The following is a 15,316-nucleotide window of genomic DNA, read 5'->3' as shown; positions in this document are numbered from 1 at the left end:
CTCGTGGAAGGAAACCTCATGTCGACAGCTCAGCTGAACGCCTCCGCCAGCTCAACCCCCGCTGGGGATGCGCGGCCGCTCATCGCCGTCGTCTTCGGCGGCCGTTCGAGCGAGCACGCCATCTCGTGCGCGACGGCGAGCGGTGTCCTCGGAGCTATCGACCGTGAGAAGTACCGGGTGCTGCCCATCGGCATCACGCGCGACGGCGCCTGGGTGCTCGAGGACGACGACGCCGACAAGTTCGCGCTCGACCCCGAGAACCTGCCGGAGGTCGTCGACAACGGCACGCGCATCCACCTGCCCGATTCGGCCAAGCACCGCGAGGTGACGGTCTCGCGTGTCGAGGGCGACGCTCACGGTGCCGAAGCGGGAGCCGAGCGAACCGAGCGCACGTCGCTCGGCGAGGTCGACCTGGTGTTCCCGATCCTCCACGGCCCCTTCGGCGAGGACGGCACCGTGCAGGGCATGCTCGAGCTCGTCGGCCTGCCGTTCGTCGGCTCGTCGGTGCTCGCCGCGAGCGTCGGCATGGACAAGCACTACACGAAGATCGTGCTCAGGGACGCGGGCCTGCAGGTCGCCGACGGCGTCACGATCTCGCAGCACCAGTGGGACACGCGGGGTGCGTCGCTGGCCGCAGAGACCGTCGACCGGCTCGGGCTGCCGGTGTTCGTCAAGCCCGCCCGCGCTGGCTCGAGCGTCGGCGTCAGCAAGGTCGCCGCGCTCGACGAGTTCGCAGCCGCCATGACGACGGCCCTCGCGGAGGACGACCACGTGCTCGTCGAGGCGGCGGTCGTGGGCCGCGAGGTCGAGATCGCCGTGCTCGAGTCGCGGCCGGGGGAGCGGGCTCGCGCCTCGGTCGCCGGCGAGATCGTCATGACGAAGGCGGAATTCTACGACTTCGAGGCGAAGTACCTCGATGACTCCGGGGTGGAGCTGCGGTGCCCCGCCGAGCTGAGCGACGAGCTGCTCGCGGAGATGGCGGAGCTCGGGGTGCGTGCCTTCGAGGCGCTCGGCGCCTCCGGCCTGGCCCGCGTCGACTTCTTCCTGACGGACGACGGGTTCGTCGTGAACGAGATCAACACGATGCCGGGCTTCACGCCCATCTCGATGTTCCCGAAGTGCTGGCAGGCGAGCGGCATGAGCTACCCGCAGCTCATCACCGAGCTCATCGAGGTCGCGAGCGCGCACGCCGCAGCCCGTGAGGCGCGCCTCACGCGCTAGGAGGCCCGCCGTGCGGGAGCTGGTCGTGCTCCGGGGCACTGGGGCCGCAGTCAGCTCGGCGGCGCTCTCCGGGGTGGTGCTAGCCGAGGACGTCGTCGGCGCCGACGCAGGCACCGGTCTTCGGCAGCCTCGAGACGGCATCGTCGAGGTCGACGAGCACGGTGGTGCCCGATGCGACGTCCGAATCGACGACGACCTCGACGGCGGGTGTGCGGCCGTAGCTCGTGAACCGGTAGGTGGGCGCCTGGCTGTCGTCGACGATCCAGTCGATACCGCTCAGGCTGACGCACTGCTCGGAGGTCGGCCCCGGTGTCGGAACGCCGCAGCGGAGCAGCACGCCGGCCGGGGTGCCCCAGGCTCCCGTCGCCTGCGCGTTGGTGAGGCGCAGCTCGAGCCCGTCGACCGTCGAGGGCAGGCGGACCGAGACCTCGGCGCACTCCGGGGCGGCCGCGTCGGGAGCCGGTTCCATGGGAACGCTCGCGCTGTTGCAGGCGGTGAGCAGGACGACGGATGCGGCGGTCGCGATCACGGCGGAGCCGATGCGCGAGGCGGAGCGGAAGGTTCGAGACATTTGCTCCCAGGCTATCGTGAGCGGGTGCCTGCTCTTCCCGACGACGCCATCCGCCGAACCCCCGCTGACGTGCTCACGGTCGGCGCGTGCGGCGAGGCCGATCTGCTCCAGCGCATCCTCGCGCGGGTCCCGGCAGCCGATGACGCGGTGCTCGGGGCTGGCGATGACGCCGCGGTGCTGGCGGCGGGCGATGGGCGGGTCGTCATCACGACGGATCTCATGATCGAGGGCCCCGACTTCCGCTCGGCCTGGTCGACGGCGCGCGATGTGGCGCGCAAGGCGTGCGCATCCAACCTCGCGGATGTCGCCGCGATGGGCGCTGCCCCGACGGCGATCACGGTGGCGCTCGCGCTGCCCTCCTCGACGCCGGTCTCCTGGGTCGAGGAGCTCGCGGACGGCTTCGCGGCGGCCCTCGCCGACATGGCCCCTGGCTGCGGCGTGGTCGGCGGCGACCTGTCGACGAGCGAGCAGCTGACGATCGCGATCACCGCCTTCGGCGACCTGCGCGGGGGCGACCCGGTGCGGCGATCGGGTGCCAAGGCGGGCGACGTGCTGGCGCTCAGCGGCCCCGCGGGGCGCAGCGGTGCGGGCCTCTCCCTGCTCTACTCCCTCGCGAGGGACGCGCGCGGGGAGGCGCTCGCCGAGGGAATCGAGGCCCTGCGGTCGAGGGGCGACGCCGTGCGCTCAGTCGTCGACTGGCACCTCGCGCCGACGATCGACGCCTCCCTCGGCCTCGCCGCGCGAGCTGCCGGGGCGACGGCCATGATGGATGTGTCCGACGGCCTGCTCCTCGACGCCTCGCGCCTGGCGAGGGCCAGCGGCGTCCGAGTCGAGGTCGAGACGTCGTCCCTCGCCGTCGACATCGCCGCGGTCGAGGCGGCGCTGCGAGCCGCCCTGCCCGGGGTCGGGACCGCCGAGCTGCACGCACGAGCCGTGGACCTCGTGGTGGTCGGCGGGGAGGATCACGGCCAGCTCGCCACCTTCCCGGCTGGGACTCCGCTGCCGGAGGGGTTCCGGGCGATCGGCCGCGTGCACCCGCATGAGGACGGGCCGGTTCCCCCCGTGCTCGTCGACGGCGCTGGCCGGGCCGCCCGCGGGTGGGACCCCTACGCCTGGGACTTCTCGGCCCCCGGCTCGTCGACGGGGCTCACCTCGTAGCTGAAGACGATGGTCTCGCCGTAGGGCTTCCGGCGCAGCAGCTCGAAGGACTCTGGCACCGTGGGGGCTGGCGAGCGCGACCCCCGCTCGACGACGACAACCGCTTCCGGTGCCAGGTGCGGCACCAGGGCCTCGAGCGCCCCGGTGAGCTCCGCTTCGCCGAGCTCGTACGGCGGGTCGACGAACACGAGCTCGAAGGGCTGACCTGGGGCTGTCCGCAGGAAGCTGTCGACGGAGTTCTGCGCGACGCGGGAGGCAACGGCCCGGCGACCCTGCTCTCGGGTCACGCGCGCCAGCAGCTCGGCGTTGGCGCGCAGCACGTTGGCGGCCGACTTGGACTGCTCGACGAGCACGGCGCTGGATGCACCCCGGCTGAGCGCCTCGAACGCGAGCGCGCCCGAGCCCGCGTAGAGGTCGAGCACGGCGATGCCGCCGAGGTCGAGCAGCGATTCGAGCGAGGAGAACATGGCCTCGCGGACTCGGTCGCTCGTCGGACGCGTGCCGCTCTTCGGGACGGCGAGCGAGTGGCCCTTGGCGGCTCCGGCGATGATGCGTGTCACGCTGCGATCGTAGCCGCGACTGCGTCGACCCATCCACCGCGTGGAGAAGCTGGCCGAACTTGTCGGGGGTGCGTGGAATGATGGGCACTTGAATTCGGAGGTGGCCATGGAATACGGCAACGGCGCGGAAACCGCGGCGGCGAGGGCTCTGCCCGCAGAGCCGGCTGGGCGCGAGCGCGCATCGAGCACGGCGGTCGCACTGCAGGACGGCGCGCGGCAGATCCGCGAGAGCGTCGCATCGGTCATCTCAGGCAAAGACGAGCAGGTGCACCTCGCGGTCGTCGTGCTCCTCGCCGGCGGTCACCTCCTGGTGGAGGATGTCCCCGGGGTCGGCAAGACGGTCCTCGCCAAGACGCTGGCGGCGGCCATGGACTCGAGCGTGAGCCGCATCCAGTTCACGCCGGACCTCCTGCCCTCGGATGTCACGGGCGTCGCGATCTACGACCAGGTCGAGCGGCGCTTCGAGTTCCAGCAGGGCCCGGTGTTCGCGAACGTCGTCATCGGCGATGAGATCAACCGCGCCTCCCCGAAGACGCAGTCGGCGCTGCTGGAGTGCATGGAGGAGGGGCAGGTCACGGTCGACGGCGTCACGCACCGACTGCCAGTGCCCTTCACCGTCTTCGCGACCCAGAACCCCTCCGAGATGGAGGGCACGTACGCGCTGCCGGAGGCGCAGCGCGACCGTTTCATGGCGCGCATGTCGATGGGGTACCCGGAGCGCGACGACGAGCTCGCGATGGTCGACCGGCGCGACTCGAGCGACCCCTTGTCGAGCGTCCGCGCCTCGCTCAGCGCGAGCGACGTCTCCAGCATGATCGAGCAGACCGCGCGCATCTACGTCGCGCCCGCCATCAAGCAGTACATCGTCGACCTCGCCCGTGCCACCCGCGAGCACGCCGACGTCCGTGTCGGCGTGAGCCCGCGCGCGACCCTGCACCTCGTGCGTGCCTCGAGGGCGGCCGCCGCGGTCGCCGGTCGCGACTTCGTGGTGCCGGACGACGTCTCGAAGCTCGTCGGCCCGGTCTTCGCGCACCGGCTCGTGCTCAGTGCCCGCGGCTCTCGGGGAACGGCGGCGTCGGCGTCGGCCGCCCGCATCATCGACCAGATCTGCCAGCAGATCGCCGTCCCAACGAGCGCGGCGACCGCGTAGCGCGTGGCGACGAGGCGCATCGAGAGGCGGCTGCGACCCACCAGCCGAGCCATCGGCCTGGTGGTGGTCGGCGTGCTGCTGGCCGCAGCCGCCGTGGTGTTCGGCCGGGGTGAGCTGCTCGCGCTCGGCGGGTTCCTCATCGCCCTGCCGCTCGTCGCCTTCGTGCTGCGCCTCATCTGGCGACCTCGGCTCGACGCGGTGCGCACGATCTACCCGACCACCCTTGCCGTCGGCGACCGGATGCGGGTCGTCACCGAGGTGCGCAACCGTTCGCTCATCGCGCTCGAGCCGAGCTCCTACCTCGATCTCCTGCCCGGTGCGGAGCCGTCCAGCATCGGCGGGGTGCTGCCCGCTATCGGCTCGCGACTCCACCGCAACGAGGACAAGCGCCGACGTCGCGTCGCCTACGGCGTCGACTCGATGCGCCGTGGCGTCCACGAAGTCGGCCCGCTCTTCTTCGACAATGCCGACGGGCTCGGTCTCACGAGGCGAGTCCTCAAGATCGGCGAGGCCACCGAGGTCGAGGTCTGGCCTCGAGTGGCAGAGCTGCCCGCCATGTCCGTGCCGAGCGGCAAGAGCGGGGGCGAAGTCGAGGCCGGGGTCGCGCAATCCGGGGACTCCGACGACGTCCTCACCCGCGACTACCGTCGCGGCGACCCGCTCAGGCGCATCCACTGGCGTGCGACGGCGCACGCGGGCGAGCTGCGCGTGCGACAGGAAGAGCACCACGCGGAAGACACCTCGGTGGTCATCCTCGACACGAGCGCGACGGCCGCCGCCGAGGAGCCGAAGGCGCCGCTGACCCTCGTCGACCTCATGAACGAGCAGTCGGCACCGGCGACGGCCATCGACGCGGAGTTCGAGCTCGCCGTCTCGCTCGCCGCCTCCGTGCTCGCTCGCTTCCACCGCTTCGGCTACGAGACCGAGCTGTTCGAGACGCACGCGGGCCTCGACGGCGACACGGAGAGCACACGCACCCCCTCCGAGGAAGCGCTCGAGTCGGTCATGCGCAGGCTCATGCTGACGCAACCCGACTCGGCGGCGGGGGAGCGGCGAGAGGCCTGCGCCGAGGTCGTCGACGACATCTCGCGTGTGGCGCGCACGCCGGTCGTGTACGTGCATCGGAACCTGGCCGGCGACGGGCTGACCGCGATCCGCTCGCTGTCGGCGGTGGCCGCCCCGGCCCTCGCACTCATCGTCTCCGCGAAGCCGGTGCCGCGCGCCACCCTGACATCGTTCACCGATGCGGGCTGGAACGTCGCCGTCTACTCGCCCGCCAGAGCCAAGCCCTTCACGCCGCTGCTCGAACTGGAGGCCACCGCATGAGCTCGCACGCGACCACGACCGCGCAGATGCGTCGTCGGCAGGGCTGGAAGGGCACTCCGGGAGCCAACGGCTCCTGGGTCGTCACCGTCTCCCTCGCGGTCCTGATCTTCAGTGCGACGAACCTCCTCTGGCCGATCTTCGACACGAACACGTGGTCGGCGAAGGCGATCGTGCTCGTCACGATCATGCTCGGGGTCGCCGCCCTCGTGCGCACCTTCACGGGCTCGCAGCTGTGGGCGCTCGTCGCCTCGATGGTGGGCGGCGCGGTTGTCCTCGTCGGATTCACCGGGCGGGGCTCGCCGCGCGCCACGGTCGAAGGGTGGGGAGTGCTTGCCGAGCAGCTCGTCGAGCAGCTCCGCTCGGACGCCGCCCCGCTGCGCGAGACCGACGCGATGACCATGCTCGTGCTCATCGGCGTCGCCGTGATCGTCGTGCTCTGCGACTTCTTCGTGTTCGGCATCAGGGGCCGCTCGCTCGCGACGCTGCCCCTGCTCGCCTTCCCGCTCATCCCGATGGCGCTCGGCATCGACGCCTTCAACGGCTGGTCGTACGTCTTCGCGGCGCTGGCGCTCGCGGTGTTCCTCTACGCCGTCTCGAGCTGGCACCAGCGCGTGCACGACGAGGAGCTCTCCTACCAGGGGTTCCTGGTCGACAGTCGAGGCGTGGCCGGCCTCGGCGGGGCCCTCGCGGTCACCGCCGTGTCCCTCGTCGCCGTGCTCGTGGCCTCCACGGTCGTTCCAGCGCCGACCGGCATCGACGCCATCCGGCAGACCTCGACCTCCGGCCTCTCCACCAACCGCGCGAACCCCATCATCGACCTGGGCGAGGACCTGCGGCGCAACAACCCGGTCGAGGTGCTGCGCTACGCCACGACCACCGACCAGGGCTCGCTCCCGTACCTCACGCTCCAGACCCTCAGCGACCTCAGCGGCGAGGACGACTGGATGCCCGGCGACTTCGACGGCAATCTGAGCGTCGACGGCGGCGACCTGCCGCTGCCCGACGGCGTCTCGGCCGGGGCTGAGTCGAGCGAGTTCACGACGCGCATCGTGCTCAACGACGGCGTCAGCTCCTTCCTCCCGCGCCCGGGGTTCGCGGCCAACATCATCGACCTGCAGGGAGACTTCCTCCTCGACGAGCAGACGGGCGACGTCCGCAGCGCCGGTGACGAGGCGCTCGCGCAGAACTACGAGATCCAGACCGTGGTGCCGACCCCCAGCTTCGAGGCGATCTCGCAGCTCGACGCCGAGGTGCCGGCGGGTCTCGAGGCCCTCACCGAGGTGCCGGAGGGGCCGAGCACCGACCGCATCCGCGACGTGGTCGGCGAGATCGTCGACGAGGACGCGCCCGCCGGGACACAGGCCCTGCAGCTCCAGTCGTTCTTCGCCGACGGGTTCGCCTACTCGGAGACCGCGCCCGTCCAGCAGGGGTACGACGGCACGAGCCTCGACGTCATTGCCCAATTCCTGGAAGCGCGGGCCGGCTACTGCGTGCACTACGCATCGTCGATGGCCGTCATGGCGCGCATGATCGGCATCCCGTCCCGGATCGGGGTCGGCTTCACGCCCGGCTCCGCCGGCGAGCTCAACGCGGAGGGCCAGCCCGTCTACACCGTGACGAGCAACCAGCTCCACGCGTGGGCCGAGCTCTACCTGCCCGGCCACGGCTGGGTCATGTTCGAGACGACGCCGGCCGGCGCGCTCGGCAACCTCGTCGCCCCCGGCCCCGGCGAGACGACGGCGCCGACGATGACGCCTGAGGTCGCCCCCTCGGCCTCGCCGTCGCCGGTCGAGACCGAGAGCAGCGCCGCCCCGACCGTGCCGCCTGAGACCGAGACGCCGACCCCGACGCCGACACAGGGCGCCGAAGGGGCAGGCGAGCAGGATGGCGAGAGCGGAGCCGTCGACCTCACGGCCCTCTTCATCACCCTCGCCGTCATCGGCGGCGTGCTCGCCCTGGTCGCGCTCCTGCTCATCCCCGCCTTCCTGCGGGGCGCCAGGCGCCGCGCGCGTCGCGTCGCGGTCCTGGCAGGCTCGCCGCCTCAACATCCGAGTCCAGGCAACGCCGCCTGGCAGGAGGTGTCCGAGAGCGCCGTCGACTACGGGGTGCCGCTCGGCACCGGCCTCACGCCGGCAGCCGTCGTCGTGGCCATCGCCGCCGGCTTCGAAGCCCCCGAGCGCGCGACGGGCGACGGCGCCGGGGTCTCCGCCGCCACCGCCCAGCGCGTCGCTGACGCGCGGAGCGCGCTCGAGCGCCTCCGGATCGAGCACGAGCACGCCGCATTCTCGGACCCCGGCGCGTCGCACGCGCTGAGCCAGCACGAGCGGGAAGGCATCTGGAACGACGTCCTCCTGGTCCGGTCCGCGCTTCGCGCATCCGCCTCGTCCGCAGCGCGACGCCGGGCGGTGCTCGCGCCCGCATCCCTGTCAGGAAGGCGCTGATGGACGACATCGGTCTCGATACCCCGCTCGAGGACGTCCTCGGCAAGCGCGACGCGCAGCAGCTCGCGAAGCAGCTCGACGTGACGACCGTCGCGGGCATGCTCGAGCACTACCCCCGCCGCTACGCGCGTCGAGGCGAGATGACCGCCATCGAGTCGCTGCCGCTCGGCGAGCACGTCACGCTCGTTGCGCGGGTGCTGCGCGTCAACGAGCGGCAGATGCGCGCACGACGAGGCTCGATCGTCGAAGTGGAGATCACCGACGAGAAGGGCATCGTCTCGCTGACGTTCTTCAACCAGAGCTGGCGTGCCAAGCAGCTGCAGCCGGGCGTGACCGGCATCTTCTCTGGCAAGGCCTCCGCGTACCGGGGAGCCATCCAGCTCGCCCACCCCGAGTACGAGCTCTTCGAGAACGCGCCACTCGAGGCCCTCTCGGAACGACGCGACCAGTGGCTCAAGGAGCCCATCCCGATCTACCCGGCCACCGCCAGCCTGCCGACCTGGAAGGTCGCGGCGGCCGTCCAGGCGGTCCTCGACGCCGTGCCGTTCCTCCGCGACCCAGTGCCGGTGGAGACGCGCGCCATGTTCGGGATGTACAGCTACGACGAGGCGATGCGCGCCATCCACCAGCCCGAGACGTTCAAGCTGCTCGAGCGGGCGCGGGAATCGCTGCGCTTCACCGAGGCGTACGTGCTCCAGGCGGCGCTCCTCCAGCGCCGGGCGATCTCCGAGCTCGTCGCGGCGAGAGCGAGGACCGACACGGTCGGGCCGATGCTCGAGGCCTTCGACCGACTCGTGCCGTTCGAGCTCACGCCCGACCAGAAGACGGTCGGGCGGCAGATCGCGAAGGACCTCGCCCGCGGCGTGCCCATGCACCGTCTCGTCCAGGGCGAGGTCGGCTCGGGCAAGACCCTCGTGGCGCTGCGCGCGATGCTGCAGGTCGCCGATGCAGGCGGGCAGTCGGCCATGCTCGCGCCGACCGAGGTCCTCGCCTCCCAGCACCACCGCTCGATCATCGACTCCCTCGGTCCGGAGCTCTCCGCGAAGCTCATTCCGACCCTCATCACCGGCAGCATGACGAAGACGGAGCGCAAGCGCGCAGCGCTGCGCGTCGTCGCCGGCGAGGCCAAGATCGTGGTGGGCACCCACGCGCTTCTGAGCGACGACGTGATGTTCGACGACCTCGGCCTCGTCATCGTCGACGAGCAGCACCGCTTCGGGGTGGAGCAGCGCGAGTCGCTGCGCGCGAAGGGCGCTCAGCCTCCGCACCTGCTGGTCCTGACGGCCACTCCCATTCCGCGCACGGTCGCCATGACGGTCTTCGGCGACCTCGACATCTCGAGCATCGTGACCATGCCGAAGGGGCGGCAGAAGATCGAGACGTTCGTCGTCGCCACCCGCGAGCATCCGCACTGGCTGGAGCGTGCCTGGCAGCGCGTCGCGGAGGAAGTCGACCGGGGGCGGCAGGCGTTTGTCGTGTGCCCCGCCATCGAGCCAGCCGAACCCGCAGAGCCGGTCGATGGCGAGGAGCCGGCCCAGCCCGTGACCGCCGTCATGGAGCTCGCGCCGACGCTCGCCGTGCATCCGCTCTTCGCGGGCAAGCGCGTGGCCGCCGTGCACGGGGCGATGCCGAGCGATGAGAAGGATGCCGCCATGCGGGCCTTCGCCGAGGGCAAGATCGATGTGCTGGTCGCGACGACCGTCATCGAGGTCGGCGTGAACGTGCCGAACGCCTCGGTCATGATCGTCATGGATGCCGACCGGTTCGGGGTCTCCCAGCTCCACCAGCTGCGGGGCCGCGTCGGACGAGGAGAGCACGCAGGACTCTGTCTGCTCGTCTCGAACACCGAGGAGGAGTCCACCGCTCGGGAGCGGATCAACGCGGTCGCCGAGACGCTCGACGGGTTCGAGCTCGCCGAACGCGACCTCGAGCTGCGACGCGAGGGTGACGTGCTCGGCACGGCGCAGTCGGGAGGACGCACGTCCCTCAAGCTCCTGCGCGTCATCGAGGACACCGACCTGATCCGCTCCGCCAGGGACGAGGCGGCGCTGCTCATCAACGACGACTGGAGCCTCAAGCGGTGGCCCGACCTCAAGGCGGCCATCGGCCGGCACAGCTTCGAGGAGCGGGAGTTCCTCGGCAAGTCCTGACGGCTCGAGCTCCTCGGCCGGCGAGCGTGCCCTGGCCTACGATGGGCGGGTGACCTCTTCCTCCTCCGCACACGCGCTCCGCATCGCCTCCCGCCTCATGCTGGCCGCCATGCTGGCGTTCCTGGCCCTCGCGCTCGGTCTCGGCTCGCAGTTCGCTTCCGCGCACGACCAGCTGATCGAGTCGAGCCCGGCCGCCGACGAGTCGGTCGACGTGGCTCCGGAGAGCGCGACCCTGACGTTCTCCGCGGAGGTGCAGTCGGAAGGCACGCTCGGCCCGCAGGTCGAGCTGTTCGCGGTGACCGCCGTGGAGCAGACAGCGGTCGAGCTGGAGTCGGCGGCCACGGCCGACGGTTCGGTCGTGACGCAGGCGCTCCCGCAGCTCGCTGCGGGGGACTACGCCCTGAACTGGCAGGTCGTCTCCTCTGACGGCCACCCGATCTCCGGCACGATCCCGTTCACGGTGTCGGTCGGCGTGGCGCCGGCTGAGGACGCCGCACCGTCCGCGTCCGCCTCTGCTGGGTTCGGTGCCGCCGAGAACACCGAGGGGGCCGCGATCACGAACAGCGACGCGGGAACGTCGGATGAGGCGTCCCAGTCGACGGCCGCTGCCTCCGGGATCCCGCCGTGGGCCTGGGTGCTCATGGGGCTCGCCGGTGTGGCCGTGGTCTTCGTCTCGTTCATCCTCTTCCGGCGCAAGGCCGCGGACCTCGAGGCGAGCAGCACGCCGAAGCCCGAGGAGCCGCTGGCCGATGGGGACGACGACACGCCCACCCGCGTCTAGCTCGCATCTGACCCTGCCACGCCTGCTCCACGCGTCCCGATCACGCGATGAGCGCTCCATGGGCGCGACGTGCAGGGACCGCCCCGTAGTCTTGTGGGCATGAGCAGAATCGCTGTCGTTCCCGGCTCGTTCGATCCGGTTACCCTTGGCCACCTCGACGTCATCCAGCGTGCCGCAACGGTCTTCGAGGAAGTGCACGTCGTGGTTGTGCACAATCCCGACAAGCACGCGCTCCTGCCCATCTCGCGCCGCGTCGAGCTCATCGAGCAGGCGGTCTCGGCGACCGGCATCCGCGGCAACGTTCGCGTCGCGTCGTGGAGCGTGGGCCTGCTCGTCGACTACTGCACCGACGTCGGCGCGAAGGTCATCGTGAAGGGCATCCGGTCACAGGCCGATGTGACCTACGAGACGCCGATGGCGATCGTGAATCGCAACCTCGCCCGAGTCGAGACGATGTTCATGCTGCCAGACCCGAGCCACGCGCACGTCTCGAGCTCGCTGGTCCGTCAGGTCGCCTCGCTCGGTGGAGACGTGTCGCCGTACGTGCCTCGTGTCGTCTACGAGTACCTGCAGGGCGACACCGACACCTCCATCGAGTAGGTGGCTCGGGATGCACTCCGCGACGAGGGCGTACAATCTCCCGGTGACTTCCTCTCCGTACTTCGTGAACATTGCGACCATCGTGGGCAAGCCCGGCACGATGCGCGAGCTCGAACTCGACTTCGATGCGCCTGAGCGCATCGGCGAGGGGCTCGGCTACATCGAGAAGGGCACGCCGGTCGAACTCGACGTTCGTCTCGAGGTGCTGCATGACGGCATCCTCGCGACGGTCGGCCTCGAATCGAGGATGGCCGGGGAGTGCAGCAGGTGCCTGACACCGCTGGACGAGCCGCTCCGGGTCGATTTCGCAGAGCTTTTCGCGTATGCTCGCGACGAAGCCCTCGAGTACGAGGTTCACGACGACATTGTCGACCTTGAACCGCCCGTTCGCGATGCGGTAGTGCTCGCACTGCCATTCCAGCCGGTTTGTCGGCCGGACTGCCTCGGCCTAGATCCTGAAACCGGCGAGAAGCTGGTGGAGCCGCTCGAAGAGCAGGCACCAGCGGTTGACCCGCGTTGGGCGGCGTTGGCAGGGTTTGGCGCTTCAACAGAAGCACCCGAGGAACCAGCAACGGGTTCCGAGGAAGCCGCGGGTCCTCGTGAGACAGAATCTCCTGAGGATGCGCGCAACCATGATTACAAGGGGGAGCCGGGCCAGTACTGAGCCCGCCTCCCTGCACGATGAAAGATGAAAGGTAGACGCCGATGGCTCTCCCCAAGCGCAAGATGAGCCGCTCGAACACGCGTTCGCGCCGTTCGCAGTGGAAGGCCTCCGTGCCGACCCTCGTCAAGACCGTCGAGAACGGCAAGGTCACCTACAGCCTCCCGCACCGCGCGAAGGTTGTCGAGGACGCAGCCGGCACTCCGCTGTTCTTCGAGTACAAGGGCCGCAAGGTCGCAGACGTCTGATCCTCGCGTCATGCACGACGTGAAGATCATCGACCCCGACGCCGCACCGTCAGCTGAGCTGGCACGCGGCCTCGGGGTCGACTTCGTTCCCTCGCTCCTCGAGCTCGCGTTGACCCACCGGTCGTACGCGGTCGAGAACGGTGGCATCCCCGACAATCAGCGCCTCGAGTTCCTCGGCGACTCGATCCTCGGGCAGGCCGTCACCGTCATGCTGTACCGGACGTACCCCGATTACTCGGAGGGGCAGCTGTCGCGTCTGCGCGCATCCCTCGTCTCGACGGTGGCGTTGGCGGAGATCGCGCGGGGCCTCGGCCTCGGCGCCTACCTGCACCTCGGTCGCGGCGAGCACCTGACGGGCGGCAACAAGAAGGATTCCGTCCTGGCGGACACGGTGGAGGCGGTCATCGGCGCCGCGTACCTCTCCGCCGGGGTCGAGGTCGCGACGGAGCTCGTCCTGCGCCTCGTCGAGCCGAAGCTGGCTGTGGTGTGGCGTCTCGGGGCCGAGCAGGACCCGAAGACCGCACTGCAGGAGCTTGCGGACACGCGGGGCGCCGAGCCGCCGCGCTACGAGGTGGAGGGGTCTGGCCTCGAGCACGACCGCAGCTTCACGGCGACGGTCACGGTGCTGAAGAAGAAGCGCATCCTCGCGCAGGCGCAGGGCGTCGGCACGAGCAAGAAGCAGGCGGAGGTCGCTGGCGCGCTTGCCGCATGGCATCAGCTGAACGACGGCGGCGACGGCGCCCCTGCGGGCTCCTAGCCGTGCCGGAGCTGCCTGAAGTCGAGGTCGTGCGCCTCGGCCTTGAACCCGCGGTCACGGGTGCCGTCGTGTCGGCCGTCGAGGTGCTCGACGAGCGCTCGCTGCGTCGACACGCTGGCGACTCGGCCGAGTTCGTCGGTGCGCTCGAAGGGGCGAGGATCTCGAGCGTGTCGCGGCGCGGGAAGTTCCTGTGGCTGCCGCTCGCGGGCCGCGAAGAGGCGCTGACGGCGCACCTCGGCATGAGCGGTCAGATGCTGCTCCGCACGTCGGACGCGCCCGACGACCGGCACCTGCGAGCGCGCATCCGCGTCGATGGTCCCGCCGGCGATCTTGTCGTCGCCTTCGCTGACCAGCGCGTCTTCGGCTCGCTGGCCGTCGATCGCCTCGTGCCGACGGCGGACGTCGAGGGCGAGCGTGTGCCGTCGCAGGTGGCGCACATCGCACGCGACCCGCTCGATCCGAACTTCGATGACGACGCGTGGGTGGCGGCGCTGCTGCGCCGGAGGACGGGCGTGAAGTCGGCGCTCCTCGACCAGACGCTCATCTCGGGCATCGGCAACATCTACGCCGACGAAGCGTTGTGGCGGGCGCGGCTGCACTACGGGCGCGTGACCTCCGGGCTGTCGCCGTCGAAGGCGAGGGAGCTGCTGCTGCACGTGCGGGAGGTGTTCGCGAAGGCGCTCGCCGAGGGTGGCACTTCCTTCGATGCGCAGTACGTGAACGTCAACGGGCAGGCCGGCTACTTTGCGCATTCGCTCAACGTGTACGGGCGCCAGGGGAAGCCGTGCCCGAGATGCGGGCGGCCGATCGTTCGCGAGAAGTTCCAGAACCGGGGCTCGCACTTCTGCGAGAAGTGCCAGCGAGAGCGGTAGGCCACAGGGCCAGCGTCGCCCTGCGCTGTGCTCCGTGGCGACGAGCGGTGAGCTCAGTGAGTGCTGCTGGAGGCCGACTCGACCGCCGCGACCGCCGCAGCCACTCCTGAGCTCCAGGGCGCTCCGTGTCCTGGCAGCACCCACTTCGCCTTCGTGTCGACGATGGCGCGGAGCGACGTCATGGCCTGCGCTGGCTCGTCGGTGAACGGGGCCGCTTGCGGGCCCTCCTGCCCGGTGAGCACGTGGCGGGTCGTGAGCGCATCCCCGACGAAGACGGCGTCGGCGGCGGGGACGAAGACCGCGATGCTGCCCGGCGAGTGGCCGGGCATGCCGATGATCTGCGGCGAGCCCGGGAGGTCGAGCGTCGCTCCGTGCTGCACCTCGATGACCTCGGTGAGCCACGTGGTTCGCGCTCCGCCCTTGCGCAGCGTGTAGGCGGCGAAGGTGAGGAGGGGACCGAGCTTCATCGACTGCTTGGAGTTCGAGGGCTTCGGCCCGCCCTTCGCGCGGGCCGCGTCTTCCGCATGCACATAGACCGGGACGCCGTGGTCGCGTCGCAGTCGCTCGGCGAAGCCGACGTGATCGGAGTCGCCGTGGGTGAGGATCACGCCCTTGATGTCGTCGACCGAGCGTCCGATGGATGCGAGCTCGGCGACGAGCTCGCGCCAGTGGCCGGCGAGGCCGGCGTCGATGACGGTCACGCCCTCCGGGGTGGTGACGAGGTAGGCCGCGACGATGTCGTTGCCGATGCGGTGGAGGGAAGCGTCGAGTCTCATGAAGGCTATGGTACGTAGCCATCATGGCTACTGTCAATAGCTAT

General features: G+C 70.5%; 15 protein-coding genes. 12 read left to right on the top strand and 3 right to left on the bottom strand.

Translation table 11 applies throughout. The features are described from left to right. Positions 1–18: 18 nt before the first annotated feature. Complete coding sequence (locus tag C5E05_RS07725) at positions 19–1,221, top strand: D-alanine--D-alanine ligase family protein (RefSeq protein WP_104240611.1); 1,203 nt, start codon at positions 19–21, stop codon at positions 1,219–1,221. 79 nt (positions 1,222–1,300) lie between these two features. Here the strand turns inward: C5E05_RS07725 and C5E05_RS07720 are convergent, their stop codons facing one another. Further along, positions 1,301–1,792 (bottom strand): DUF3515 domain-containing protein, encoded by a 492-nt coding sequence (locus tag C5E05_RS07720; protein WP_104240612.1) that lies wholly within the window; start codon positions 1,790–1,792, stop codon positions 1,301–1,303. A gap of 24 nt (positions 1,793–1,816) precedes the next feature. Between C5E05_RS07720 and thiL the strand changes: the two genes are divergently transcribed. Continuing rightward, positions 1,817–2,950, top strand: a complete 1,134-nt coding sequence (thiL, locus tag C5E05_RS07715) for a thiamine-phosphate kinase (RefSeq protein ID WP_258064794.1) — start codon at positions 1,817–1,819, stop codon at positions 2,948–2,950. On the opposite strand, the gene rsmD is transcribed toward thiL, so the two are convergent. Beyond that, positions 2,899–3,510 (bottom strand): 16S rRNA (guanine(966)-N(2))-methyltransferase RsmD, encoded by a 612-nt coding sequence (gene rsmD / locus C5E05_RS07710; protein ID WP_104341567.1) that lies wholly within the window; start codon positions 3,508–3,510, stop codon positions 2,899–2,901. The two genes, thiL and rsmD, sit on opposite strands and share 52 nt — an antisense overlap. A gap of 106 nt (positions 3,511–3,616) precedes the next feature. On the opposite strand from rsmD, the gene C5E05_RS07705 reads away from it, so the two are divergent. The 10 genes from C5E05_RS07705 to mutM all read left to right on the top strand — a co-directional run bounded on the left by C5E05_RS07705 (position 3,617) and on the right by mutM (position 14,496). Beyond that, the gene (locus C5E05_RS07705) at positions 3,617–4,660 is read left to right on the top strand and encodes a MoxR family ATPase (RefSeq protein ID WP_104341566.1); all 1,044 of its coding nucleotides are present in this window, start codon (positions 3,617–3,619) and stop codon (positions 4,658–4,660) included. 3 nt (positions 4,661–4,663) lie between these two features. Next, positions 4,664–5,986: a DUF58 domain-containing protein gene (locus C5E05_RS07700; protein ID WP_104240615.1), complete on the top strand. Its 1,323-nt coding sequence runs from the start codon at positions 4,664–4,666 to the stop codon at positions 5,984–5,986. Further along, positions 5,983–8,427 carry a DUF3488 and transglutaminase-like domain-containing protein gene (locus C5E05_RS07695; protein ID WP_104341565.1) on the top strand — a complete coding sequence of 815 codons (2,445 nt, stop codon included), beginning with the start codon at positions 5,983–5,985 and terminating at the stop codon, positions 8,425–8,427. The genes C5E05_RS07700 and C5E05_RS07695 overlap by 4 nt, the downstream gene beginning before the upstream one ends. Continuing rightward, positions 8,427–10,577 (top strand): ATP-dependent DNA helicase RecG, encoded by a 2,151-nt coding sequence (locus tag C5E05_RS07690; RefSeq protein ID WP_104341564.1) that lies wholly within the window; start codon positions 8,427–8,429, stop codon positions 10,575–10,577. Before C5E05_RS07695 ends, C5E05_RS07690 begins: the two co-directional genes overlap by 1 nt. A 49-nt stretch (positions 10,578–10,626) precedes the next feature. Then, on the top strand, positions 10,627–11,358 hold the full coding sequence (locus C5E05_RS07685) for a copper resistance CopC family protein (protein ID WP_104341563.1): 732 nt from the start codon (positions 10,627–10,629) through the stop codon (positions 11,356–11,358). 99 nt (positions 11,359–11,457) lie between these two features. Next, positions 11,458–11,958 carry a pantetheine-phosphate adenylyltransferase gene (gene coaD / locus C5E05_RS07680; protein ID WP_104240619.1) on the top strand — a complete coding sequence of 167 codons (501 nt, stop codon included), beginning with the start codon at positions 11,458–11,460 and terminating at the stop codon, positions 11,956–11,958. Positions 11,959–12,001: 43 nt separating this feature from the next. After that, positions 12,002–12,622, top strand: a complete 621-nt coding sequence (locus C5E05_RS07675) for a DUF177 domain-containing protein (protein WP_258063767.1) — start codon at positions 12,002–12,004, stop codon at positions 12,620–12,622. A gap of 41 nt (positions 12,623–12,663) precedes the next feature. Further along, a complete protein-coding gene (gene rpmF, locus C5E05_RS07670; RefSeq protein WP_068484295.1) occupies positions 12,664–12,867 on the top strand; it encodes a 50S ribosomal protein L32 in 204 nt (67 codons plus the stop codon). Positions 12,868–12,877: 10 nt separating this feature from the next. Then, on the top strand, positions 12,878–13,624 hold the full coding sequence (rnc, locus tag C5E05_RS07665) for a ribonuclease III (protein ID WP_104240621.1): 747 nt from the start codon (positions 12,878–12,880) through the stop codon (positions 13,622–13,624). Between the two features lie 2 nt (positions 13,625–13,626). Next, the gene (mutM, locus tag C5E05_RS07660; RefSeq protein WP_104240622.1) at positions 13,627–14,496 is read left to right on the top strand and encodes a bifunctional DNA-formamidopyrimidine glycosylase/DNA-(apurinic or apyrimidinic site) lyase; all 870 of its coding nucleotides are present in this window, start codon (positions 13,627–13,629) and stop codon (positions 14,494–14,496) included. Between the two features lie 53 nt (positions 14,497–14,549). Here the strand turns inward: mutM and C5E05_RS07655 are convergent, their stop codons facing one another. Further along, positions 14,550–15,272 carry an MBL fold metallo-hydrolase gene (locus C5E05_RS07655; protein ID WP_104341562.1) on the bottom strand — a complete coding sequence of 241 codons (723 nt, stop codon included), beginning with the start codon at positions 15,270–15,272 and terminating at the stop codon, positions 14,550–14,552. Positions 15,273–15,316 lie beyond the last annotated feature (44 nt).

Source organism: Pseudoclavibacter sp. AY1H1 (assembly GCF_002931055.1).
Classification (GTDB): domain Bacteria; phylum Actinomycetota; class Actinomycetes; order Actinomycetales; family Microbacteriaceae; genus Pseudoclavibacter.
The sequence above is the reverse complement of the archived record's forward strand: the minus strand, read 5'-3'. Positions and strand labels throughout refer to the sequence as shown.